20 protein-coding genes are annotated in these 24,229 nt (G+C 74.5%); 13 read left to right on the forward strand and 7 right to left on the reverse strand.

Annotated elements, in window-relative coordinates; all coding sequences use genetic code 11:
* Positions 1-29: 29 nt before the first annotated feature.
* Positions 30-1,115: a carboxylate-amine ligase gene (locus ACZ4A5_RS16705; protein ID WP_467583615.1), complete on the reverse strand. Its 1,086-nt coding sequence runs from the start codon at positions 1,113-1,115 to the stop codon at positions 30-32.
* A 166-nt stretch (positions 1,116-1,281) separates the two neighbouring features.
* Between ACZ4A5_RS16705 and ACZ4A5_RS16710 the strand changes: the two genes are divergently transcribed.
* Together ACZ4A5_RS16710 and ACZ4A5_RS16715 are read left to right on the forward strand one after the other, a co-directional pair.
* Positions 1,282-2,400, forward strand: a complete 1,119-nt coding sequence (locus ACZ4A5_RS16710) for an AI-2E family transporter (protein WP_467583618.1) — start codon at positions 1,282-1,284, stop codon at positions 2,398-2,400.
* A gap of 28 nt (positions 2,401-2,428) precedes the next feature.
* Positions 2,429-3,394: an LLM class F420-dependent oxidoreductase gene (locus ACZ4A5_RS16715; protein WP_467583620.1), complete on the forward strand. Its 966-nt coding sequence runs from the start codon at positions 2,429-2,431 to the stop codon at positions 3,392-3,394.
* 21 nt (positions 3,395-3,415) lie between these two features.
* On the opposite strand, the gene ACZ4A5_RS16720 is transcribed toward ACZ4A5_RS16715, so the two are convergent.
* The gene (locus ACZ4A5_RS16720; protein ID WP_467583623.1) at positions 3,416-4,246 is read right to left on the reverse strand and encodes a class I SAM-dependent methyltransferase; all 831 of its coding nucleotides are present in this window, start codon (positions 4,244-4,246) and stop codon (positions 3,416-3,418) included.
* Between the two features lie 142 nt (positions 4,247-4,388).
* Here ACZ4A5_RS16720 and ACZ4A5_RS16725 point away from each other — a divergent pair, with 142 nt between their 5' ends.
* The 11 genes from ACZ4A5_RS16725 (at position 4,389) to ACZ4A5_RS16775 (ending at position 19,645) form a co-directional block, all read left to right on the forward strand.
* Positions 4,389-4,955, forward strand: coding sequence for a helix-turn-helix domain-containing protein (locus ACZ4A5_RS16725; protein ID WP_467583626.1), 567 nt, complete (start codon positions 4,389-4,391; stop codon positions 4,953-4,955).
* 82 nt (positions 4,956-5,037) lie between these two features.
* Positions 5,038-7,770, forward strand: coding sequence for an AfsR/SARP family transcriptional regulator (locus ACZ4A5_RS16730; RefSeq protein ID WP_467583628.1), 2,733 nt, complete (start codon positions 5,038-5,040; stop codon positions 7,768-7,770).
* A 434-nt stretch (positions 7,771-8,204) separates the two neighbouring features.
* Positions 8,205-9,494 carry an ATP-grasp domain-containing protein gene (locus ACZ4A5_RS16735; RefSeq protein ID WP_467583631.1) on the forward strand — a complete coding sequence of 430 codons (1,290 nt, stop codon included), beginning with the start codon at positions 8,205-8,207 and terminating at the stop codon, positions 9,492-9,494.
* Between the two features lie 29 nt (positions 9,495-9,523).
* Positions 9,524-10,759: an NAD(P)/FAD-dependent oxidoreductase gene (locus ACZ4A5_RS16740; protein WP_467583633.1), complete on the forward strand. Its 1,236-nt coding sequence runs from the start codon at positions 9,524-9,526 to the stop codon at positions 10,757-10,759.
* A gap of 11 nt (positions 10,760-10,770) precedes the next feature.
* Positions 10,771-12,180: a SidA/IucD/PvdA family monooxygenase gene (locus tag ACZ4A5_RS16745; RefSeq protein WP_467583637.1), complete on the forward strand. Its 1,410-nt coding sequence runs from the start codon at positions 10,771-10,773 to the stop codon at positions 12,178-12,180.
* Entirely contained in the window at positions 12,177-13,496 is a 1,320-nt protein-coding gene (locus tag ACZ4A5_RS16750; protein ID WP_467583639.1) for a glutamine synthetase family protein, read from the forward strand. The genes ACZ4A5_RS16745 and ACZ4A5_RS16750 overlap by 4 nt, the downstream gene beginning before the upstream one ends.
* A 43-nt stretch (positions 13,497-13,539) precedes the next feature.
* The gene (locus ACZ4A5_RS16755; protein ID WP_467583642.1) at positions 13,540-14,013 is read left to right on the forward strand and encodes a redoxin domain-containing protein; all 474 of its coding nucleotides are present in this window, start codon (positions 13,540-13,542) and stop codon (positions 14,011-14,013) included.
* Positions 14,006-15,289 (forward strand): MFS transporter, encoded by a 1,284-nt coding sequence (locus ACZ4A5_RS16760; RefSeq protein WP_467583645.1) that lies wholly within the window; start codon positions 14,006-14,008, stop codon positions 15,287-15,289. Before ACZ4A5_RS16755 ends, ACZ4A5_RS16760 begins: the two co-directional genes overlap by 8 nt.
* The gene (locus tag ACZ4A5_RS16765) at positions 15,286-16,572 is read left to right on the forward strand and encodes an ATP-grasp domain-containing protein (protein ID WP_467583648.1); all 1,287 of its coding nucleotides are present in this window, start codon (positions 15,286-15,288) and stop codon (positions 16,570-16,572) included. Before ACZ4A5_RS16760 ends, ACZ4A5_RS16765 begins: the two co-directional genes overlap by 4 nt.
* Complete coding sequence (locus ACZ4A5_RS16770) at positions 16,569-17,921, forward strand: hypothetical protein (protein ID WP_467583651.1); 1,353 nt, start codon at positions 16,569-16,571, stop codon at positions 17,919-17,921. The genes ACZ4A5_RS16765 and ACZ4A5_RS16770 overlap by 4 nt, the downstream gene beginning before the upstream one ends.
* A 221-nt stretch (positions 17,922-18,142) precedes the next feature.
* The gene (locus ACZ4A5_RS16775; protein ID WP_467583655.1) at positions 18,143-19,645 is read left to right on the forward strand and encodes a flavin-containing monooxygenase; all 1,503 of its coding nucleotides are present in this window, start codon (positions 18,143-18,145) and stop codon (positions 19,643-19,645) included.
* A 48-nt stretch (positions 19,646-19,693) separates the two neighbouring features.
* Here the strand turns inward: ACZ4A5_RS16775 and ACZ4A5_RS16780 are convergent, their stop codons facing one another.
* From ACZ4A5_RS16780 to ACZ4A5_RS16800, 5 genes are all read right to left on the reverse strand, one after another.
* A complete protein-coding gene (locus tag ACZ4A5_RS16780) occupies positions 19,694-20,746 on the reverse strand; it encodes a CU044_5270 family protein (RefSeq protein ID WP_467583658.1) in 1,053 nt (350 codons plus the stop codon).
* Entirely contained in the window at positions 20,743-21,369 is a 627-nt protein-coding gene (locus ACZ4A5_RS16785) for an RNA polymerase sigma factor (RefSeq protein ID WP_467583661.1), read from the reverse strand. Before ACZ4A5_RS16785 ends, ACZ4A5_RS16780 begins: the two co-directional genes overlap by 4 nt.
* Before the next feature lie 91 nt (positions 21,370-21,460).
* On the reverse strand, positions 21,461-22,198 hold the full coding sequence (locus ACZ4A5_RS16790; RefSeq protein WP_467583841.1) for an FAD:protein FMN transferase: 738 nt from the start codon (positions 22,196-22,198) through the stop codon (positions 21,461-21,463).
* Between the two features lie 34 nt (positions 22,199-22,232).
* On the reverse strand, positions 22,233-22,658 hold the full coding sequence (locus ACZ4A5_RS16795; RefSeq protein ID WP_398875345.1) for an FMN-binding protein: 426 nt from the start codon (positions 22,656-22,658) through the stop codon (positions 22,233-22,235).
* 78 nt (positions 22,659-22,736) lie between these two features.
* Positions 22,737-24,122, reverse strand: coding sequence for a ferredoxin reductase family protein (locus tag ACZ4A5_RS16800; protein WP_467583665.1), 1,386 nt, complete (start codon positions 24,120-24,122; stop codon positions 22,737-22,739).
* Between the last annotated feature and the right edge of the window lie 107 nt (positions 24,123-24,229).

Below are 24,229 nucleotides of genomic sequence, written 5' to 3' on the forward strand. Positions count from 1 at the left end.
AACCCGGGCGCCGGCCGCTCAACCGGCGATTAGCCAGAACAGAGCACCAGTTCCGTCAGCGCTTCCAGGCCCCCGGCGGCGAGCGCGCGGCGCTGGCGGTCCGCCGGGGCTCCCTGCCGCCAGAACCGCCGGAGCAGGCGCGTGACCTCGGCCGTGTCGCCCGACTCGTCGAGCGCGGGCGTGATGTGGTCCAGGAGCGCCCGCACCGCGCCGTCGGCCCGGTGCCGTCGGCCCCGGCTGTCGAGGAGATCACCGCGCAGCCCGTAGCGCGCGGCGTGCCAGTTCGCGGCGTGCAGCATCTCCGGCGGGCACGGCCGGAGGGGCACGCCCTCCCGGTCCGCGCGCAGGGCCGTGGCCACCAGGCCCCGGACGATGCCCGCGAACATCATCGCGTCGTCGGCGGTGAGCTGGACGTCCAGGCAGCGCACCTCGATCGTGGGGTAGCGCTCGGACAGCCGGGCCTGCCAGTAGACCTGCTGGGAGTCCAGGATCGCCCCGGCCTCGACCAGCGCGCCGACGCGCCGTTCGTAGTCGGCCGGGCCGTCGAAGTGGGGCGGGGGTCCGCTGACGGGCCAGCGGCCGAAGACGACGGTGCGCCAGCTCGCGAAGCCGGTGTCCCGTCCCCACCACAGGGGGGAGTTGCCGCCCATGGCGACGAGCACGGGCAGCCAGAGGCGGACGCGGTTGAGTACGGCGGTGCCCACGCGCTTGTCGGGGACGGCGACGTGCACGTGCATGCCGTTGACCAGCTGTTCGTCCGTCAGGCGGGCGCCGAGCGCCGCGACCGCCGCGTACCGCGGCTGCTCGGTGACCGCGACCGGTGCGGCGCAGGCGAGGGGCGCGGTGCCGATCGCGGCGGCCCGGCAGCCGGCCTTGTCGGCCGCGACGGCGACGGCCCGGCGCAGCCGCAGGAGGTGCGCGCCCACGGCGGCCAGGTCGGCGCAGACGGGGGTGGCGACCTCCAGCTGGGCCTGGAGCAGTTCCGACTGGACCTCCCGCGCGTCCACACTCGGCTGCAGGCCCGCCACCGCGCGCACCTCGTCCGCCACCGGCACGAGCGTGGCCGTGGCGGGGTCCAGCAGGAGGTACTCCTCCTCCACTCCCATGGTGATCACAAGGCACGTGTACCCCACGGGGAGCGGAATGCTCAGGAGAGTTCCCGATATCCGGTATCCGCCGGGGCTGGCTCGGCCCAGCAGGTGGAATTCGGCAGGTCCCCGGTGCTCCGGTGCGGCCGCGGGGTACGGAGAGGTCCAGCGAGGAACGGCCGGAGAGGGTGCGATGCAGTCGGAGAACGATCCGCGGAGCGGGGGTGAGCCGCCCGGTGGCACCCGGGGCGGCCCGCGCGCGGGGCGCCCCGGGCGGGTGCTGGTGCGGCCGACGGCGTCCTGGTTCGCGGCGGGCTTCAGCACGGGTCTCGGGCTGACGCTGGCCTATCTGGCGGTGCAGACGGTCCTGCGGATCAGCGGTGTGCTCACCCTCCTGCTGCTGGCGCTCTTCGTGGCGATCAGCCTGGAGCCGGTGGTGGGCTGGCTCGCGCGCCGGCGGCTCGGGCGGGGCTGGGCGGTGGCCGTGGTGATCGTCGCGTCGCTGGCCCTCCTGGCGGGCTTCCTCGCGCTGGTGATCCCGCCCGTCTCCAACGAGATCTCCGCGCTGATCGACTCCGTGCCGAAGTGGCTGCGGCAGCTGCACGACCACCACTCCGCGCTGGGCCGCCTGGAGGACCGCTACCACCTGATCTCGAAGGCCCGCCGGCAGCTCGGCTCCGGCGGGGGGACGGCCGTGCTGGGCGGGCTGCTGGGCGCGGGCCACCTGGTCGTCAGCGCGGTGACCGGGACCGTGCTCGTCGTGGTCCTGACCGTGTACTTCATGGTGGGGATGGAGCAGCTGAAGCGGTTCGCCTACCGCTTCGTACCGCACAGCCGCCGGGCCGGGGTGGTGACGCTGACGGAGGCGACGCTGGTGCGGGTCGGGCGCTACATGCTGGGCAACGCCGCGACCTCGGCCGTCGCGGGGCTGGCCACGTTCGCCTGGTGCGCGGTGCTGGACGTGCCGTACGCGGCGGCGCTCGGGGTGCTCGTCGCGCTGCTGGACATGGTCCCCGTCGTGGGGTCGACCGTGGGCGGGGTGGTGGTGAGCCTGGTGGCCCTGGCGGTGTCCTTTCCCGTGGCGCTGGGCACCGCGGGCTTCTACACCGCGTTCCGGCTGGCCGAGGACTATCTGATCATGCCGAAGGCGATGCGGTACGCCGTGGACGTGCACCCACTGGTGACGGTCGTCGCCGTGGTCGTCGGCGGGGCCCTGCTGGGCATCGTGGGGGCGCTGATCGCCATCCCGGTCGCCGTGGCGATCGGGATCGTGCTGGAGGAATCGGCGTTTCCGCGGATCGACGCCGCATAGCCGGCGCCGACCGGGGAACCCGGGGCCTATGGTGCAAATCGGATACACGATGATGACCGAGCAGGCGGGTCCCCTGGACCTCGTCGAGCATGTGGTGGCCGCCGAGGAGGCGGGGTTCGACTTCTCCGTGACCTCGGACCACTTCTTCCCGTGGCTGGCCTCGCAGGGCCACTCGCCGCACGCGTGGACGGTCCTGGGCGCCGCCGCGCGGGCCACGTCCCGGATCCCGCTCATGACCTTCGTGACCTGTCCGACCACCCGCTACCACCCGGCCGTGGTCGCCCAGCAGGCCGCCACGCTCCAGCTGCTGTCCGGGGGGCGCTTCCGCCTCGGGCTCGGCTCGGGCGAGAATCTCAACGAGCACGTGGTCGGCGGCGGCTGGCCCTCGGCGGAGGTCAGGCTGGACAAGCTCGCGGAGGCGGTCGGCATCATCCGGCGGCTCTTCGAGGGGCGGCTCCTCAACCACCACGGCACGTATTTCGACGTCGAGCACGCCAAGCTCTGGGACCTGCCGGGCGAGCCCCCGCCCATCGGCATCGCGGTCTCGGGCGAGGTCTCCTGCCGGCTCGCCGGGCACCTGGCCGACCTGGTCATCGCCACCGAGCCGAAGAAGGAGCTCCTGGACCTCTTCGACCGGCACGGCGGAACGGGCAAGCCGAGGGTGGGCCAGCTGCCCGTCTGCTACGACCCGGACCGCGACGCGGCGATCGACCGGGCGCACGAGCAGTTCCGCTGGTCCGGGCTGGGCTGGCCGGTGAACTCCGAACTGCCTCACGACGGCGCCTTCGCCGCCGCGACCCGCACCGTCACCAAGGACGCCGTCGCGGAGGCGATCCCCTGCGGCGCCAAGGTCGACGACTTCGTCGACGCGGTGCGGGCCTACACCGACGCGGGCTTCACGGAGGTGGCCCTGGTCCAGATCGGCGGGGACCAGCAGGCTCCCTTCCTGGCCTGGGCGGAGCGGGAGCTCCTCCCGGCGCTGCGGGAGCGCTGAGGAGCCCCTCGGCGGGTGCCGTCACTCGGGGCGGCGGCCGAAGTGCACGGTCTTCGCGGTGAGCAGGAACAGGTCCGCGCGCCGGTCGACACCCGCCGGGTCGGCCGGGTCCAGCAGCCGGTCCAGCGTCGCCAGGTCCTCGGCGCCGAGGAGCTCGCCGAGGGAGTTCCGGCTGCGCTCCAGCTGGGCGCGCACCGACCGGCGGACCGCGTCGGACGGGGGTGCCGGGTGGTCCACGAGGAAGGACTTGGACCGCACCTCGGTGAGCCCTGCCGTACGCAGCATGCCGGGCCAGTCCTCGACCACCGCCACTGTGCCGGGCAGTTCGGCCCGCATCCGGTCGAAGCGCACCTCCATGGCCGCGTCCAGCCTGGTCTGGAGGCCGGGGACGCCGAAGCCCAGGTCCCTGGGCAGCCAGCGGGCGGGCAGCCCGCCCTCGACGACGGCCAGGACCCCGCCGGGGGCGAGCAGCCCGGCCAGCCGGTCCAGCGCGTCCTGCTGGTCGCCGACGTGGTGCACGACCTGGCCCGTCCACACCAGGTCCGCGGGCCCGAGCCCGTCGAGCCCGGCGGGGAACTCCGCCACCTCGGTGCGCAGCCGGACGCCGAGCCGCCGGGCCCGCTCCTCGGCCCGGGCCAGCAGCTCCGGCGACCCGTCCACCGCCGTGACCTCCGCCCGGGGGAAGACCGCCGCCATCCGGCAGGCCGCCACACCCGGCCCGCTGCCGACGTCCAGGACCCGCCGCGGGGCCAGGTGCGCCAGCTCGTCGAGCGCCTGCCGCACATAAGGGCTATGGGTCTCGCCCTCGCGCTCCAGCATGTCGGCCATCGCGGCCCAGTCGAAGTCGTTCATCCCACCCGCTCCTTCAGCTCTTCCTCGGTCGAGATCCGTGCCCACCCGCGAGATCCCTCCGCGGCCGGGCACCTCCTGCCGCCGACCATGCGCCCTGGTCCGGCGGATTGACAAACCTTGTTGCCGTTTCTGCAATAGAGGGATGGAAGAGGTACTCGCCGCCGTCGGTCCGCGGCTCAAGCGGATCCGTCAGCAGCGCGCGTGCACGCTGGCCGCGCTGTCGCGGACCACCGGGATCTCGGTGAGCACGCTGTCCCGGCTGGAGTCCGGGCAGCGCAGGCCGAGCCTGGAGCTCCTGCTGCCGATCGCGCACGCCCACCAGGTGCCGCTGGACGAGCTGGTCGGCGCGCCGCCGGTGGGTGACCCGCGGGTGCGGCTGAAGCCGGTCGAGCGCGGGGACACGACGGTGGTACCGCTGACCCGGCAGCCCGGCGGCCTCCAGGCGTTCAAGATGGTCATCCGCACCGCCCGCGACACGCCCGAGCCGCGCACCCACGACGGCTACGAATGGCTCTACGTGCTGGGCGGCGAGCTGCGGCTGGTGCTCGCCGAGCACGACCTCGTGCTCAAGGCGGGCGAGGCCGCGGAGTTCGACACCCGGCTGCCGCACTGGTTCGGCAGCACCGGGAAAGGGCCGGTGGAGGTGCTCAGCCTGTTCGGCCCGCAGGGCGAGCGCATGCACGTCCGCGCCCAGCCCCGCACCCCCTGACCAGGCCATTCGCCACCACCGAGCGTGCCAGGGAAACCGCTTCCCGGTATTCTGTGGGCTTCCCGCAGGAGGTGGTGCACCGATGGAATTCCGGCTGCTCGGAGCGGTGTCGGTGGCCACCGGGAACGGCGAGCTCCCGATCGGGCCCGCCAAGCGGTGCAGCCTGCTCGCCGCCCTGCTGCTGCGCCCCAACTGCCCGGTCTCCGTCGACCAGTTGGCGGCGGCCCTGTGGGACCACGAACCGCCGCAGCGCGCCCGCGGCGTCATCCAGGGGCACGTGTCCCGGCTGCGGGCCCTGCTGCTGGCGGCCGACGCCGAGGTGTACGGCGTCAAGCTGGTCACCCAGGGCGCGGCGTACACCCTGCGGATGCCCGAGAGCCTGCTGGACGCCCACCGCTTCGAGGAACTGGTGACGCTGGCCCGCGGCCGGCGCGCCCCGGAGGAGGCGGTGGCGATGTATCAGGAGGCCCTGTCCCTCTGGCAGGGGCCCGCGCTGGCCAATACGTACCCGAGCCCGCCGCTCCAGGCCGCCGCGCACACGCTGGAGGAGCTCCGGCTGGCCTCGGTGGAGCAACTGGCCTCCTGCTACACACGCCTGGGCGAGCACGCCAGGGCGGCCGCGGTGCTGCGCCCGGTGGCGGCCGCCCATCCCTTGCGCGAATCGCTGGCCGCCGCCCTGATGCGGGCGCTCCAGCGCGCGGGGCGCCGCTCGGAGGCCCTCGACTGGTTCCACCGCACCCGGCGGCTGCTCGCCGACGAGTTGGGGGTCGACCCCGGCCGGGAGCTGGCGGACGCCTACGGCACGGCCTTGCGCGGGGACGGCGACGCCGCGGCGGAGGCGGTGGCCGTGACCCCGCCCGCCGCCGCCCCCGCGGCCGCCCCGCCCGCCGCTCCCCACCTCGTCGTGGCCGACCTGCTGCCCCGCGCGCCGCGTGGCTTCCACGGGCGGGCGGCCGAACTCACCGCCCTGTCCCGGGCCGCGGCGGGCGAGGCCCCCGTCTGCCTGGTCACGGGCCCGGCCGGGGTCGGCAAGACGGCGCTCGCGGTGCAGTGGGCCCACCGCAACCACGCGGTCTTCCCCGACGGCCGCCTCTACGCCGACCTGCGCGGCTTCAGCGACACGGGCGAGCCGACGCTCGCCGAGACGCTGCGCGAGTTCCTGCTGGCGCTGGGCGTCGCGCCGCGCCGGATACCGGAGTCGGCGAACGGCTCGGCCGCGCTCTTCCGCTCCCTCACCGCCGACCGCCGCCTCCTGGTCGTGCTCGACAACGCGCGCGACTCCGAGCAGGTCAGACCGCTCCTGCCGGGCGGCGCCCGCTGCGTCACCGTCGTCACCAGCCGGCACCGGCTGGCCGGACTGATCGCCTCCGACGCCGCCCGCCCCGTCCCCCTGGACGTGCTCGGGCCAAAGGACGGCACGGCGCTGCTCGCCGGAGTGCTCGGCAAGGACCGGGTGCTCGCGGAGCCGGTGGCCGCGCGGAAGGTGGCCGAGCTGTGCGGCGGCCTGCCGCTCGCCCTGCGGGTGGCGGCCGCCAGGCTGGCGGACCGGCCGCGGTGGCCGCTGGACGCCATGAGCGCCGAACTCTCCGACGAGACACGCCGGTTGGGCCTCCTCGACGTGGAGGACACCGGCGTGCGGGCGGCGCTGCGGCTCAGCGTGGGGCAGCTCCCCGGGTCCGTCGCCCACCACTTCGCCCACCTCGGCCGCCACCCCGGCACCCACGTCGACCGGTACGCGGCGGCGGCCCTCGCGGGCACCTCGCCGGACGAGGCCGAGGCCGCGCTGGAACGGCTGGCCGCCGCGCACCTCGTCACGGAGACCGCCCCGGGCCGCTGGACGCTGCACGACCTCGTACGGCTCTACGCGCGTGGACTGGACGCCGGGCCCGACGCCCTCACCCGCGTCCTCGACCACTACGCCGCCACCGCCCTCGCGGCGGCGACCGCCGCCGAGCCCGGTGACGAGGAGTGCTTCACGCTGCCCGCCGACTTCCACATCCCCGTCCCGGCAAGGGCGTTCGCGGACCGGGAGGAGGCCATGGCCTGGTACGCGGCCGAGCGCGACGACCTCGCGCTGGCAGCGGCCGCGGCGCACCGCGCCGGGCTGCACGGCAGGACCTGGCGGATCGTCCTGGCGCTGTGGCCGCTCATGGTGTGGCGGGTGCTCGACGGCTGGACTCCCCTGCTGGAGAAGGCACTCGCGGCGGCGCGGGCCGACGCCGACCCGCGCACCGAGTCGCGGGTGCTGGCCCTGCTCGGCTGGGTGCTGACCGAGGAGGGCCGCACCGCCGAGGCCCTGGCGCACCTGGAGGCCGCCCCCGCGCTCGCCGTCCGGGCCGGCGATCTGAGCGGCGAGGCGACCGCGCTGGTCAACCTGTCGCTGGCGCAGGCGGCGCTGGGCGATCCGGAGGAAGCCGCGGAAGGGTGCCTGCGAGCGGCGGAACTGGCCCGCGAGGCCGAGGACCGGCCCACCGAACGGCTGGCCCTCTACCACCTCGCGCGGCATCGGCTGGATGCCCGGGAATGGCGGTCGGCCCTCGACACGGCGACCGCGGCCATGGCCCTCGACGAGCTCTCCGGTGCGCATGCCGCGTCCCGCGTGCTGCTGTCCACGGTGATCGGGGAGGCCCTGCTCGGGCTCGGCGACGAGGAAGAGGGGGTCCGGCGGCTCGACCGGGCGGCGCGGGAGGCGGAGGCGGCCGGCTTCGACGACGGCGCGGCGCGCGCCCTGGGCGTGCTGCTGCGGGTGTCGGCGGACGAGGGTTTCCGGGTGCGGTACGAAGCGGCGCGGGCGCGGCTCACGGCACGGGCGTAAGGCCCGTCCCGGCCGCGTGAGCGGGACGTGAGCGGCGCGTGAGCGGAACGGCAGCGATCTCCGCCAAGCTGGTCGGGAGCGGGAAACACCACCGCGAGATTCGCTCCTTCGCGGACTTCCGATCCACCTGATCTCCCCATGACGTGAGGGTCCGGCTCTTCGAGCCGGGCCCGGCACTTCGTGCTGCCTCGACGCAGAACTCAATGTTCACCTGGAATTCGTAAATTGTTCACCTCGTGTCTCACATCCATTGACTTACCTGCCACTTCACTCCATGATCCATTTTGTCGCGGCACCCACTCCCGGCCGGCGCGCGGATCGCACCCAGCGCCGCTGTCGCCCCCGTGTGCCGATCGACGACCTCACCTGGGACGACTCGGTCCGGCGCGCCCACCACGCCGCGAACCTGCCTCCCGAGAACGAAAGTTGTGGCAATGGACGCGAAAGCCCTCCTGCTCCTGATTCGTGTGGGCTGCTTGCGTGAACAAGCACTGACCTCCTGGACCCGCCGGGCGGACTTCCGGCTGGCCGTGGCCGAGAGCGCCACCGCCGCCTATCTCAGGCTGGCGGAACACCAGATTCCGCTCTCTCCGGAACGCCCCGCGGAAGAGGTGTACGAAGCCTGCCGCGCCGCTCTCGCGGCGGCGCCGGGCGAGAAGGGCGTCATCGGATTCCTCGACTCGACCCTTCCTCTTGTGGCCCGGCTCGCCGAGGAGTTCGGACTGCCGGGCTGCTCGCCGAGCACCTTGAAGTCCCTCACGGACAAGACCTGGGCGAGGCAGCGCTTCGCCGAGGCAGGGGTGCCCGGCCCGCGCTTCCGGGTGCTCGACGCGGCCGTCACCGACCCCGCCCGACGGCGGGCAGCCGTCGAGGGCCTCACCTATCCCCTCATCGTCAAGCCCGCCGACTCCTCGGCCGGACGCGGCGTGGTGCGGGCCGGGAACGCCCAGGAACTCGACGCGGCGTGGGAGTCGGCGGCGCCGTTCACCAAGACCGGCGCCCTCCTCGCCGAAGAGGAGCTGATCGGTGCGGAGATCAGCGTCGAGACCGTCACCGTCGACGGGCACACCGTGGCCGTGGCCTGCACCGAGAAGCTGAGCACCCGGGGCGACTCGTTCGTCGAGCTCGGCCAGGCCGTGCCGGCCCGCCTCGGCGGCACATCGGAGGCCGAGGTCGCCGAGATCGCGGCCGCCGCGCTCGAGGCCGTCGGCTTCGACCACGGCATCGCGCACACCGAGATGATCCTGACCGCCCACGGCCCCCGGATCATCGAGGTCAACCCCCGGCCCGCCGGCGACTGCATCCTGGACCTCGTCCATCTCACCAGCGGAGTCGACCTCTACGGCACCGCCGCGGACCTCGCCCTGAGGCGGCCGGTCGACACCGGCGCCCTCGGCCGGGCCACCGCCCGCTCGGGCGCGGCCATCCGCTTCCTCACCGGCGAGCCCGGCGTCGTCCGGCACATCGACGGAGTCGCCGAGGCGTCCGCCCTGCTCGACCACGCCCGCGAGCGGCTGGTGCTGCTGACCCGGCCCGGCGATGTCGTCGAACCGGTCACCACCAATCTGCACCGCCTCGGCTACGTCATCGCCGTGGGCGACGACACCGCCGCCGCGGTCGAGCGCGCCGACCGCCTCGCCGCGATGGTCACCGTCGTCACCTCCCCCGCCGCCCCCGGCGAACCCCCCGCCCGCCGCCTGCCCAGCTCCGAGTGCTGGACCTGATGGCCGGCGGCAGCTCGATGAGGACTTCCATGCGATCCCCTGATTCCTACTGGCTGGCCACCGGACCGACCTGGACCGGAACCGACAGCACCCTCCCGCGGCAGACCGGCGTCTGCGTGCTCGGCGCCGGCGTGATGGGCTCGACCCTCGCCTACTGGCTGGCCACCGCCGGCCTGCGACCCCTGGTGCTGGAGCGCAACCCCGGCCCGGCCATGGGCTCCTCCGGCCGCAACGCCGGACGCCTGATCCAGGGCGGCAACGCCCAGCACGCCCTCGCGATCGAGAAGTACGGCCACGCCGAGGCGCTGGCCATCTACCGCGCCACCCTCACCAACCGGGACCTGGTGCGCGAGGTGGCCGCCCGCGAGGGGCTGGAGGCGACCCGCTTCCCCACCGCCAAGCTCGACCTCGCCGTCACCGAGGACGAGGCCCTCGAGCTCAAGCGCACCGCCGAGGCCCTGACGGCCGACGGCATCGAGGCCGAGTGGCTGGACCTCGCGGCCGCCCGCGAGGCGTTCGGCACCGACCTCCCCGACACCGTCCTTGGCGGGCTGTACCGGCCGGACCAGGACGCGGTCCACTCCGTCGCGTACGTACGGGGCATGGCCGCCGCGGCCGCCCGCCACGGCGCGGAGTTCGCCTGCGGCATCACCGTCACGTCCGTGGAGGCGGCCCCCGCCGGCGGCTGGCTCGTCACCACCGACGCGGGCCAGGTGCTCGCGGAGCAGGTGGTCGTCGCGCTCAACGCCTGGACGCCCCGGCTGCTCCCGGAGCTCGCCCCGGTCATCACCCCGGTGCGCGGGCAGCTCGTCCAGACGGCACCCGTGCCCTTCCGCATACCGCAGTGGGGGCTCGACCGCGGCCTCCTCTACGGCGGCCAGACCCCGGACGGCTCGCTGCTCATCGGCGGCCTGCGCAACACCGTCCCGGGCCGCGACGAGGGCATCGACCTGCCGCAGGACGACAACACCCCGGCCTTCTCACCGGACTTGGCCCAGCGGCTGGCCGACGCGCTGCCCTCGCTGCTCCCGGAGGCCACCGGCGTTCCCGTGGCCCGCGCGTGGAGCGGGGTCATGGCGTTCACCCCGGACCGCTGCCCGCTGGTCGGCGCCTGGCCGGGCGCGGCCGGGCTGTGGGTGATGGCCGCGTTCAACGGCCATGGCATGCCGTACTCCCAGGTCATGCCGGAACAACTCGCGGAGCGGATCCGCGGCGGCCGCGGGGACGGCATCCCGTCCGCGTTCGATCCCGCCCGCTTCCTCTGAGCAGGAGCAACATGTCACAGTCATCCATGCTTTCCCCGGCCCCCGTGGCCGGATCCTGGGGCCCGGGACACCGCGGCGACGCTCCGCTCCTGGTGATCGGGGCGGGCCCCAAGGCCATCGCCCTGGCGGTGAAGTCGAGCGTGCTGCGCGCCGCCGGCTTCGACGTCCCCGAGGTCGTCGCCGTCGAGCGGGACTGCACCGCCGCCAACTGGCGTGCGGGCCGCGGCTGGACCAACGGCCGGCAGCCGCTCGGCACCCTCCCCGAGAAGGACCTCGGCTTCCCCTACGACTGCACCACCTGGGGAGCCCCCCAGGACCCGGTCACGGGTGAGATCGCCCAGCGGATGGCCGGCTTCAGCTGGTCCAGCCACCTGCTCGACCGGGGCGCGTACGCCCGCTGGATCGACCGCGGCCGGCCCCAGCCCAGCCACCGGGAGTGGGCCGACTATCTGGAGTGGGCGGCCGACCGGGCGGGCCTTCGCACGGTCACCGGTGAGGTCCGCGCCGCCGAACTGGAGGACGGCGGCTGGGAGCTGACCGTCGACGGCGGCGCCGCGCCCGTGACCGTGCGCGGCCGCGGCCTGCTGGTCTCCGGGCCGGGCCCCACCGCGGGCACGGTGCCCACCGACGGCACCGTCGTGCTGGACACGGCGGGCTTCTGGAAGCTCGCCGTGGAGGGGCTGCCGGACCGGGTCCGCAGCGTGATCGTCGTGGGAGCGGGCGAGACCGCGGGCACGATCGTGCGCGAACTCGCCCTCGGGCAGGACCGGCAGGTGGTCGTCGTCGCCCCGCGGGCCACGCTCTACAGCCGGGGCGAGAGCCCCTTCGAGAACCGCTACTACAGCGACCCCACCGGCTGGGCCGGCCTCTCCGAGGCGGACCGGCAGGAGTTCATCCGGCGCACCGACCGCGCGGTCTTCTCGCAAGAGGTGCAGAGCGACCTGGCGCGGACCACCAACGTCTCCTGGGAGCCGGGCCGCGTCGTCGGCGCGCGCCCCGCCGACGGCGGTGTGGCGGTCGAGGTCGCGTACGGCGACGAACTGCGCATCCACCGTGCCGACCTGGTCGTCGACGCGACCGGCGGCGACCCGCTGTGGTTCACCCGCCTCCTCGGGCCGCGCGCCCAGGAAGCCCTGCGGGCCGCGCTCGGCGGCGCCGCGACCCGCGACCGCCTCGAGCACTCCATCGACGCCTCGCTCGCGGTGGCCGGGCTGCCCGCGCCCTTGCACCTGCCCAACCTGGCCGCGCTGACGCAGGGCCCGGGTTTCCCCAACCTGAGCTCCCTCGGCCTGCTCTCCGACCGCGTGCTCGCCTCGTACGTCCCGCGCACGCGCCCCGACGACACCGCGGCCACAGGCGCCCGCACCACCGCACGGGCCACCGCGCCCGGCCTCGACCCCATGGGAGCAGTACAGCGATGACCACCGATCTTGTACCGGACGTCGACTTCGTCCAGCTGCTCTTCACCGATGTCGCCGGACGCCTGAAGACCCTGGAGGTCCCCACCGCCCGCTGGGCCGAGGTGCGCGACCGCGGCTGGACCCTCGACGGTTCCGTGCTCCTGGGCTACGGCGACCCCGAGCACAGCGACCTGCGCCTGGTGCCCGACCCGTCGACGTATGTGCGGCGGCCCTGGGACACGGTGTCCGGGCGCACCGTCGGCATGGTCTTCTGCGACGTCGTGGACACCGCGGGCCGGCCGTTCGCCGCGGACCCCCGCGCGGTGCTGCGGAAGGCCGTCGAGGCGTCGGAGGCCCGTGGCCAGCGCCCCGTCTTCGGTGTCGAGGCCGAGTTCTACCTCCTGCGCCCCGGCGCCCCCGGCAGCGCGGGCGACCCGGCCGACGGCGCCGGCTACTGGGACCTGAGCGTCGATGAGGAGGCCGACGAGGTCTGCCGGGACATCGCCGAGGCCCTGGCCCGGATGGGGTTCACCGTCGACGGGCACCACCACGAGGTGTGCGCCGGGCAGCGGGAGCTCGTCTTCCGGCACGGTGACGCGCTGACCACCGCGGACCGGCTGCTGCTGCTCAAGCACACGGCCCGGGTCATGGCCCGCCGCCGCGGCCTGTCCGCCGTCTTCATGCCCAAGCCCCTGGCGCACCTCTACGGCAACGCCCTGCACGTCCACGTCTCGCTGGCGGACACCGAGACGCCGTCGAAGGCCCTCTTCCACGACGGTGACGACGCCGACGGCATGTCCGGCCTCTTCCGCAGCTCGCTCGCCGGTGTCCTCGACCACGCGCCCGCGCTGACGGCTCTGGGCAACCCGACCGTCAACTCCTACAAGCGGCTCGTCCCCGCCTCCGGCACTCCGGTGCACCGCAGTTGGGCGCGGCACAACAGGTCCACGGCGTTCAAGGTCGTGGGGGACAACGCGGCGCCCGGCTCGCTCCGGCTGGAGATGCGCAGCCCCGACCCGGCCGCCAATCCCCACCTGCTCTTCGCGGGTGTGCTCGCCGCGTTCGCCGACGGCCAGGACCGTGACCTGAAGCTGCCCGAGGCGTGCGAGGAGCCCGCCGACCAGCTGGACCCGGCGGCTCTCGCCGCGCGCGGCATCCTGCCGCTCCCCACGGACCTGCCCTCCGCGCTGCGGGCCCTGGAGCAGGACGGCACCGTGCGCGCCGCCGTGGGCGACCTGGCGACCGGCGCGTTCGTCCGCAACTCGGAAGCGGACTGGGCCGCTTGGCACCGTGTCGTCACCCCTTGGGAGATCGAGCGGTACGCCGATTCCGTCTGACCGCGACCCGTCACCCGCACATCCGACACCGAGGAACCACCCCATGCACAACACCGTCGAGACGACCGAAGGCCCGGCCGCCGTCCCCTCCCCCGACCACCGGTGGACCGCGCTGTTCTTCATCACCGAGCCGGGTATCGGCGAGGTCCTGCCCGAGCTGGCCGGCTGCACGACCGGCCTGTGCTCGGTGCGTGACCAGGCCGCCCGGTTCGCGCGGGCCGGCGTCCGGGTGCTGGGCGTCAGCGCGCACGCCCCCGGGCACCTGACGGAGTTCGCCCGTTCCCGCGACCTGGGATATCCGCTCGTGGGCGACGGTGAGCTGACGCTCGGCCGGGCGCTGGGCGTACCCGAGGTGACGGCCGACGGCCGCACGCTGTTCGCCCGCGCTGCCGTGATCCTCGACCGCGCGGGGGCCGTACGGGCCCTGCTGCACCCGGTGCCCGAGCCCGAGCGCCACGCCGAACTGGTCCTGGACAAGCTCGCGGAGCTCGAGGCCGACGAGAGTGACCGTGCCTGACGCGACCTCCGTGCGGGGCGGCCGGATCCGCGCGCTCCTGCCGGCTCCCGGCGCGCCCCGCGCGCTGGCCCTCTCCACCCTCGTCGGGCAGACCGGCGGCGGCCTCTTCCTGCCGGTCAGCGCACTGTTCTTCACCCGCTCCGTGGGGCTCGCGCCGTCCCAGGTCGGCATCGGCCTCGCGGTGGCCGGACTGATCGGGCTGGCCGCCGCCGTACCGATCGGCCGGATCGCGGACCGCTTCGGGCCGCGGGGCACGTACGCGGTCACGCTGCTCGGCCAGGCGGCCGCCACCGCGTCGTTCGCCCTGGTGCACTCGCTGTGGGCGTTCATCGTGACCAACACGGTCGCGGCGCTCGCGCAACGCGGTGGCAACGCCGCCCGGGGCGCCGTCATCGGCGGTGTGGGCCAGGGTGAGGAACGGGTGCGGCTGCGCGCCATGCTCAAGTCGGTGACCAACACCGGGCTGAGCCTCGGCACGGCGCTCGCCGCGCTCGCCCTGGCCGCCGACTCGCGCTCCGCTTATCTCACGGTGGTCTTCCTCAACGCGGCGTGCTACGTATGCGCCGCGCTCCCCCTGCTGCGTGTACCGCCGGTCGAGGCCGCCGGCACCGGACCGTCGGCACCCCCACGCCGCGCGGTGCTGCGCGACCGGCGGTACACGCTGGTCACCGTGTTGTGCGGGATCACCAGCATCCACTACGACGTGCTCTCCCTCGGCCTGCCGCTGTGGATCGCGGGCCACAGCAGCGCCCCGCGGTGGAGCATCTCCGCCGTCATCATGGCCAACACCGTCCTGGTGGTCCTGCTCCAGGTGCCCTTCTCCCGGGGCACGGGCGAGGTGCCCGCCGCGGCCGCGGCGGTGCGCCGGTCGGGCTGGGTGCTGTGGGCGGGCTGGGCGGTGATCGCCTGCACCGCCTTCGCCACCTCGCCCGCCCTGGCCTTCGCCCTGCTCGTCGTGGGCATGGTGCTGCACACCGCCGGTGAACTCTGGCACTCGGCGGGCAGTTACGGCCTCAGCTACGAACTGGCCCCGGCCGGCTCGCACGGCGAGTACCAGGGCTTCTTCTCCCTCGGCCGCGGAGCCACCGCGGCGCTGGCCCCCATGGTGGTCACCACCGTCTGCCTGGCCGACGGAGCCCGGTGGCGGCCCGTCACCGGGTGGCTGCTGCTCGGCCTCGTCGTCGCGGCGGCGGCCGCCGCCGTGCCCTCGGCCACCCGCGCCGCCGCCCGGCGGGCCGAGGCCCCTCTCCCCCTACCCGTACAGGAGTCAGCATGACCGCCCTCGCGTCCGCACCCACAGAACCCCTGCCGGCCGGGGCACCACAGGCCGCGGAGGCTCCGGGCACGCGGGGGCCGTCGGTCCTGGTCCTGGGCGGCGGCACCAGGCTGCCGGCAGCCCTGCGGGGACACGGGGCATACGTCGTCTACGGCGGTACGCCCGACGAGTTCACCCCCACGCACCGCGCGGCCTGCGACGAGGCGTGGCTGCTCCCCGAGGGGTCCGAGGACGACTGGGTCCGCAGGGCGGTCGCGCTGCACCAGGTCGTCCCGTTCCGTCACGTGGTCACCGTGCGGGAGCGGTTCCTGACCGCCGCCGCCCGGATCGCCGACGCGCTCGGCCTCGGCGGGAACCCGCTGGAGACCGTGCTGGCCCTCAAGGACAAATCCCTGATGCGGCGGCACTGCGAGGCCGTCGGGGACGGGGCCGCCGTCCGCGCGCGGCTGCTGCACGAGCCCGGTGACGTGGACGCGTTCGTGGCCGCGGTCGGCCTGCCGGTCGTCCTCAAGCCGCGTGACGGCTCGGGCAGTCAGGGCATCGTCGTCATCCGCGACGCGGAGGGCATCCCCTCCGCGCGCCGGCGGGTCGCCGACCTGCCGGGGGCGACGCTCGCCGAGGAGTTCCTGGACGGCCCGGAGTTCAGCGTCGAGACGTTCAGCTACGACGGAGCGCACGAACTCCTCGCGATCACCGAGAAGTTCACCGGCGAGGGCGCGGTCGAGATCGGCCACGTCGTGCCCGCGCGGATCGGCGCGGCCGAGCGCGCCGCGCTGACGGAGGCGACCTTCCGGTTCCTCGACGCGATGGGCTTCGCCGAGGGGCCCGCGCACACCGAGATCATCCTCACGGCGGCCGGACCCCGCGTCGTCGAGTCGCACAACCGCCCCGGTGGTGACGGCATCGTCGACCTCGTCCGGCACGTCCACGGCGCCGACATCCGGGACCTGCTGGCCGCCAGGACCGCGGGCGCCGACGCCCCGGTGGCGGACGGGACCCAGGCCGGCGCCGCCGCGACCTGGTTCCTGACCGCCGAGCCCGGCGTCGCCACCGAGGTCTCCGGCTGGGAGACGGCCGCCGGGCAGCCGGGAGTGGTGGCGGTCTCGCCCGGGGTCCGGGCCGGGGAGACCGTCTCCCCCTTGCGCGCCTCCGGCGACCGGTGCGGCTCGGTGACCGCGGTGGGCGCGACGCCCGACGAGGCGCTCGCCCGGGCCCGCGCCGCGCTGGCCCTGGTCACCGTCCGCACCGCCCCTTCGTACCCGCAGAGCACCGAGAGCCGATGAGCACGATGACCACCCCCCGCAATTCCTTGACCGAGCGCTATCTCGCCTCCCCCGCCGGCACGGCCGCGGTATGGCCCGACGCGCCGGACCCGGACCGGCTCAAGGCCGTGCACGGCGCGCTCGAGGACCGCTTCCTGACCCGCCCGGTCTTCCTGGAGGCGGCGGAGACGGAGCGCCTCGAAAGCGACCTGAACGGCGTACTGGACCTGCTGTTCTCCCTGCCCGACCGGCTCTTCGGCGGCGACGCGCACGCCTTCGCCGCCGCGGTGGGGCTGCGCCCCGAGCAGGCGCGCGTCGCCCTGCGGCCGCCGGTGGCGGAGCCGGCCCGGATCGGCCGCGCCGATCTCTACCACGACGGTACGGACTTCCGGCTGCTGGAGTTCAACATCAGCAGCGCGCTCGGCGGCCTCGACGTCCCCGAACTCAACCGGCTGCTCCTCCAGGACGAGCAATTCGCCGCCTTCGCGGCGGCGGAGGACCTGACCTTCCCCGACACCGTCGGCGCGCTGGCCGGCACCGTCCGCGCGACGGCGGAGAGCGGCGGGGGCACCCCCCGGGTCGCGCTCATGGACTGGTGGCCCGGATACCGCAAGACCGAGCCCAAGATCCGTGCCCTGGCCGCGATGCTGGAGCGCTACGGCATCGAGACCGTCCCCTGCCACACGGAACAGGTACGGGAGACCGGCGGCCGGATCACCGTCGACGGCCGCCCCGTCGACGCCGTCCACCGCTTCTTCACGCTCGGCGAACTCACCGCCGACGCCGCCTCCCTCGCACGGGCCGAGGAACTTCTCGACTCCTTCGCGCGGTGCGGCGTCCCGGTGCTGTCCCCGCTGCGCACCTCCATGCACGGCAACAAGCGGGCGCTGGCCATGCTGTGGGAGGACCGCTGCCGCGACACGTACGACCCCGCCGAGACGGCGCTGGTGGAGCGGTTCCTGCCCTGGACGCACGAGCTGCGCCCCGGCCCGGCCCGGGTGCGCGGGCAAGAGGTGGACCTCCTCACGTACTGCGCTCAGCGGCGTGCGGACCTCGTCCTCAAGCCCTCGCACGGCCTGGGCGGCACCGGCACCGTGCTCGGCCGCGGCACCGGCGACCAGGAGTGGGCGGACGCGCTCTCCCGGGCGGCGGCGGGCGGGTACATCGTCCAGGAACTGGTCACGCCACGGCACGAGCTGTTCCCCGACGGCGAGACCGGCGAACTCTCCCCCTGGACGCTCAACTGGGGTGCCTTCCTCATCGGCCGCCGGTACGCCGGTGCCTTCCTCCGGGGCCTGCCCGCGGACCGCGCGGACGTGATCTCGTTCGACAACAAGGCCCACGCGGGCTGCGCCTTCCAGGCCGCGTGACGTCACGGGCGCGGAGCGCCCCCCGCGCGCTGCCCGCACCACCGGCAGTGCGGTCCGCGCGCCGCTCCGCGCCCTGATGGTGCTCTTCCGCTTCCCGCCACACTGAGGGTGCCGTCAGCTTCGAAAAGGGCCGCCGTCCACGGCCCTGCCGTCAGGGGGAGCGTATGGTGCCGATCCCGTCCGGGCCCGCGAACGCCCCTCGAACGGACAGGGACGCGCGGGTGATCGTGGTCGGAGCCGGGCTCTCCGGCGTCGGGGCCGCCATCCGGCTGCGTCAGCAGGGCTTCCGGGACCTCGTGGTGCTGGAGAAAGCCGCACAGCTCGGGGGCACCTGGCGGGACAACACCTATCCGGGCTGCGCGTGCGATGTCCCGTCCTCGCTGTACTCCTACTCCTTCGCGCCGAACCCCGGGTGGAGCCGGACCTTCGCCGGGCAGCGGGAGATCCACGACTATCTGCGGGCGACCGCGGACCGGTACGGCGTCGCCGAGGTGCTGCGGTGCGGTGTCGGTGTCCTGCGGGCCGGGTGGAACCGGGCGACGGGGCGCTGGCACCTGGAGACCACCGACGGCGACTACCGCGCCACCGTACTGATCCTGGCCACCGGGCCCTGGCACGTCCCGCACCGGCTGGATGTGCCGGGGCTCGGCGAGTTCCCCGGGCCGGTGTTCCACACGGCCGAGTGGGACCACTCCGTGGACCTGTCCGGCCGGCGCGTGGCCGTGGTGGGCGGTGGGGCGTCCGCCGTTCAGGTCGTCCCCGCCCTCCAGGACCGGGCGGCGGCCGTGCACCTCTTCCAGCGCACCGCCCATTGGGTGCTGCCCAAACCCGATCTCCCGGTCTCCCCGGCACTCGGCTGGTGCCTCGCCCACGTCCCGGGTGCGCAACGTGCCCTGCGGGCCGGCCAGTACGGCGTTCAGGAGGGATTCGGCCACGCCTTCCGCCACCCCCGTCTCGTGGGCCCCGCCCAGGCCATGGCCCGCGCCCATCTGCGGCTCGCGGTCCACGACCCGGTGCTGCGCCGGGCCCTGACGCCCGGCTACCGCCTGGGCTGCAAGCGCCTGCTGACGTCGAGCACCTTCTACCCGGCGCTGAACCGGCCGCACGTCCATCTGCACCCCACCGCCCTCTCCGCCGTACGCGGCCGGCGCCTCATCGGTGCCGACGGCACCGGGGCCGAAGCCGATGTGGTGATCGACGCCACGGGCTTTCGCATCGGTGAACTGCCCCTGGCCCGGGGCGTGTACGGCGCGGACGGCCGGACGCTGCACGAGACCTGGGGCGAGGACGGCCCCACGGCCTACCTCGGCACCAGCGTCAGCGGGTTCCCCAACCTCTTCCTCCTCCTCGGCCCCAACATCCTCTCCGGCTCCACCTCGGCCGTCACGGTCCTCGAAGCGCAACTCGCCTATCTTTCCGGCGCGCTGACCCATCTGCGGCGGGGCGGTCACACCGCCCTGGACGTGAGACCGGCCGTCCAGGCCGCCTACAACGCCGCCGTGCAGAAAGCTCTGGAGACCACCGTGTACAACGCGGGCGGCTGCTCCAGCTACTACTTCGGCCCGGGCGGCCGGAACACCTTCTGCTGGCCCTGGTCCACCGGCACACTCGTCCGCCGGCTCAAACGCTTCGACCCCGCCGCCTACACGTGCCGCACCGCGCCCGCACCCCGCGCGCCCGCGGACCGCGGCCGCCCGGCCGGCGAGGAGGGAGTCACCCGATGACCCGGCGGCGCCCCCGGCCCCAGCCGTACGGCCGCGACCAGAGGCGGCTCAGCGTGCGGCCGGATCGAGTGTCCTCCCGTCGGGCAGTTCCTTCTTCGCGTCGACCACGGCCCGCTCGATGACGACGGTCTCGCGGGTGACGGCGCCGGGTTCGAGGCCCCGGTACGGCTTGACCAGGACCTCGCGCTGGCCGAGGTACTGGTACGTGGTCCTGTCGAAGATCCATTCCTGGCGGCTGTCGGGGCCGGTGTGCGTGAGGGCGATGCCGGGCCGGCCGGTCGCGTCGGTGGTCCGCTCCATGAGGGTGACACCGGGGATCTTCGCAGCCGCCTTGAAGAGCGCGGCGCTGATCTGCGGCGTCGCGATCTGCTCCTCCAGCAGCCGGCCCACCTCCCCGAACGCCGACCAGTCGGCCTGGGGGTCGCCCGCCCTGCCCGGCCCGTAGAGGCGCTTGAGGAGGACGTCGGGATCGGTGGGAAGCGCCTTGACGCTGTTGTAGGAGCCCCGGTCGGCGACCTCACCGGAGGGGTCGAGATCGAGGTCCTCGCCGTTCTTGTCCATGAACTTGTGGTCCGGCTCGTAGGTGAAACTCCTGAGGCCGTCGGGCGAGCGCCACACCTGGCGCGAGTGCAGCGGACTCACCACGAGCTTCTCCTTGCCCCCCGCCCTGTCGACCCACCCTCCCGTCACCTTGCTCTCCACGTAGAGGTACTGGTCCTGCCGGGGCTCCAGGGCCGGCAGCCGTGCCGCCGCGAGCGAGATCCGGTCGACGGTCGCCGACAGCCCTTTGGCGGTGCCGGACTCCAGCCTCACTCCGGCCTTCGGCGTACGGGTGTCCGCGCCTGAGGCACCCGGGCCGTGCGGGGCGACGACCACCGCGCCCCCGATCACCGCCGCGGCGACCGGGAGCGCGATCCAGGCCGTACGGCGCGCACGGGAGCGCGGCGCGCGCGCTGTTGTCCGGTGCGCCTCGGCCCACAGGGCCTCTTCCAGCAGGTCCTGCCGGGCCCGCGGCAGGGCGGTCTCGGGCTGCGGGGGGAGCAGGAGGTCGAAGTCGCGGAGGTCGAGCGGCTCTTGATGCCGCGGGGAGGTACGCATCATCGGTTCCACTTCTCGTCGGGCCGGTTCAGGCGAAGGTTCAGGTGGAGGCGCTCGGGCTGCCGGGCCGCCGGCTCGTCCGCGCGCCGCCGGAGTTCGTGCTCGGCGAGCTCGCGCAGGCGCTCGCGGGCCCGGAAGAGCCGTGACCGTACGGTGCCGACAGCCACGCCCAGGGCCTCGGCCGCTTCCGCGTAGCTCAGGCCGGACCACACGCAGAGGGTGACGACCTCGCGCTCCGGCCGCCGCAGCTTCCCCAGGGCGTTCTTCGCGGCGGTGAGCTGTTCGGCGTCCGCCATCCTGCTCACCACCTCACCCGCGATGTCCGGCACGGCTTCCTTGGCGGGCATCCGCCGCAGAGCCTTCTCGTGACGGCGGGCGGCGCGGCTGGTGTTGCGCTGGACGTTCACCGCGATGCCCATCAGCCACGCCCGCGCGCCGTCCGGTTCCTCGGGGAGCCGGGCGCGAAGACGCCAGGCCTCCAGGAAGGTGAGCGAGACGACGTCCTCGGCGGTGGCCCAGTCGCCGGTGGCACGGAGGGCGTAGCGGTGGACGAGCTGGGCGTGCTCGCGGAAGAGCCGGCGGAAGGAGTCCGGGTCGCCGTCCCTGATGCGGGTGTGTAGTGACATCACATCTGGATATGTCCGGTGGCGGGCGCGGGTTCCCATGATGTGGATCACACAGGGGAGGGACGGGACGGCCTCCACACCCGTTTTCCGGCTACCCCTCTGCGGAACCGGCGTCCGTCACCGCGCGGGCGAAGCCCCCGCTGCCCCCGATCCGGCCGTCCTCCGCGAGGGTCAGCACCTCGTAGCCCTCCGCGTCCATGCCCGCTCCCCTCGCGAAGATCGCTGTGGCGTGGACGTCCGCCCAGGTCAGGCTCGGGCCGATGACCGTCGTCGACAACAGGCCGCGCGCGGGGCGGTGCGCGTGGGGGTCGAGGATGTGGTGCCCGCGTTCCGCGGTGCCGGAGGTGGCGACGGCGGAGGCGGCGGGGGCACCGGCCGTCACGACGGTCAGGAGGCGGCCGGGGCGCGTGGGGTCCGCTATGCCTATTCTCCAGGGCGTTCCGGGCGCGGCCTCGCCGTGGAGTTGGAGGTCTCCGCCGCCGTTGACGCAGAGGTTGCGGGCACCGGCCCCGTGGAGGACGGCCGCCGCTCGCTCGACCGCCCAGCCCTTGACGAGCCCGGAGGGGTCGAGCCGTCCGCCGGCCCGGGCGCTGAACCAGCCACCGGTCAGCGCCTCCGCCTCCGCGCACAGCCGGAGCACCTCGCCGACCTCGGCCGGGCACCGCTCGACCGTGGTCTCGCCGCGGTCGAGGCGGCAGATCGCGCTGTCGGGCCGGTAGGTGGAGAACAGGGCGTCCACATGGTGCAGCCACGTCACCGCCTCGCGCAGGGCCCGGCCGACGGCCGGGGTGACGGTGTCGCGGAGGTCGAAGGAGAAGACCGTCCCCATGGCGTGCTCGACGTGGCGCAGCCCGCGCCCGTGCTCAGGCACCGGCCTTGTCCAGGGCGCTCTGCAGGGACTGGATGTAGCCCTCGCTCGTGTAACTGGCGCCGGAGACGGCGTCGATGCCCGCGCTCTGGGCGCCCAGCGCCTCCTGGGTGAGCCGGGGCAGGGCGTAGGCGGCGATCTCCTGGTCCCTGCCTCGGCCGGAGGGTGCCTGGAGCACGCGGACGGCGGTGAGCCTTCCCTGGGTGAGGGTGGCTTCGACCTGGACCGGGCCGTACCGGGTGTCGATCACGGCACCGGTGAACGCGCCCGTCCGGCTGCCCGGAGGCAGGGTCGTGGCGGGCGAGGTGACGGGCTGCGGCGCGGAGACGGCCGGGGGCGCCGGGCTGTGCTGCGGTTTGAGGGACAGCAGCAGGACGACGCCCGTGGCTGTCGTCAGGACGGTGACGGCGGCTCGGCGCACGCGCGGTCTCCTTCAGGTGCGGAATCAGGTCGGGTGCGGAATCGGTGCGGAGCCGGGCGCGGACGCGGCGTACCGGCGTCACAGCGTGAACGACTCGTGGTGGATACGGCGCCGCGGTACGCCCGCGCCGCGCAGCGCCCGAAGCGCCGCCTCGCACATGCCGGGCGGCCCGCACACGTACACCTCGTGCGCGGCCAGATCCGGCACGAGCCCCAGCAGGCCCGGCGCGGTGAGCGGCACGACGGGAAAGCCGTACGCGGACGGCTCGTCGACGGCGTAGACGACGTGCGCGCCCCGGGCGCCCGCGATCGCGTCGAGCTCGCCGCGCAGTGCGAAGTCCTCGGGGCGGCGGGCGCGGTACATGAGGGTGACCTGGCCGGGGAGTGTCTCGAAGAGGGTGCGCAGCGGGGTGATGCCGACGCCGCCGGCGAGGAGCAGGACCCTGTGGGCGGCGCGCGGGGCGGCCGTGAAGCCGCCGTAGGGGCCTTCCGCCCAGACCCGGGTGCCGGGGGCGAGCCGGGCGAGGGCCGCGCTGTGCACGCCCGCGGCCTTGACGGTGACGCGCAGGTGCCCGGGTCGGGCGGGGGCGGAGAGGGAGTAAGGATTGGCCGTCCACCACATGCCCCGGCACAGGAAGCGCCACCGGAAGAACTGGCCCGGTTCCGCCCCGAGCTCGTCGAGCCGCGCGCCCGTGACGTAGACCGAGACGACGCCGGGTGCCTCGGTGCGTACGTGTGAGACGCGCATCCGGTGCCGGAGCCCGCGCCGGACCGGGACCACGAAGCGGAACCAGACCAGCAGCGCGGCCACGCCGCCGTACAGGGCGTACCACGCGAGCTGGGCGGCGTTGTCACCCACGAAGTCGGCGCCGTTGGCGAGTTGGTGGCCGAAGGCGAGGAAGACGGCGAGGTAGGTGGCGAAGTGCAGGTAGTGCCAGATCTCGTAGCTCAGGTGCCGTCGGGCGGCGCGGGCCGAGAGGATCCCGGTGGCGAGGAGCAGCAGGAAGCCCGCGGTGGCCTTGAGCATGTCCGGATAGGTCAGGACGAGGGTGGTGGTCTGGCTCACGACCCCGGAGTGGGTGGTGAGGGCCGAGCCCCAGATGATCAGCAGGGTGTGGGCGAGGGCGAGGCCCAGGGTGTAGCGGCCGCCCGCGGCGTGCCAGCGCGCCAGCCGGTCGGTGCCGACGCCGCGGTCCAGGGCCGGCACCCGGGCCATCAGGGCCAGCAGGACGGCGCAGGCGTAGCCGGCGAGGAGGCCGGTGATGCGGCCGGCTCCGGTCAGCCAACCCGCCGGGCCGACGACCGCCGGGGTGTCGGTCCACCACAGCCCGAGCACGGCGGCGGCCCCGGCCCAGATGAGCACCTGGGCCGGGAGGGGGCCGGCCCGGAACGGGCGGGGGGCGGCCGCGTGCGCGGGAGGACCGCCGCGTACGGCGGCCGGACCGTCGCAAGTGCTGGTGGCCACCTGTTCTCCTCTCCCACGGTGACAAGGCGGCCAGCCTTCCAGCGCTTCCTCTGAAAACCCTGTGAGCGAGCCGCCCCGGGCCGGGTCCGGAGGAGATTCACAGGATC

Source organism: Streptomyces sp. NPDC025618, from assembly GCF_055558795.1.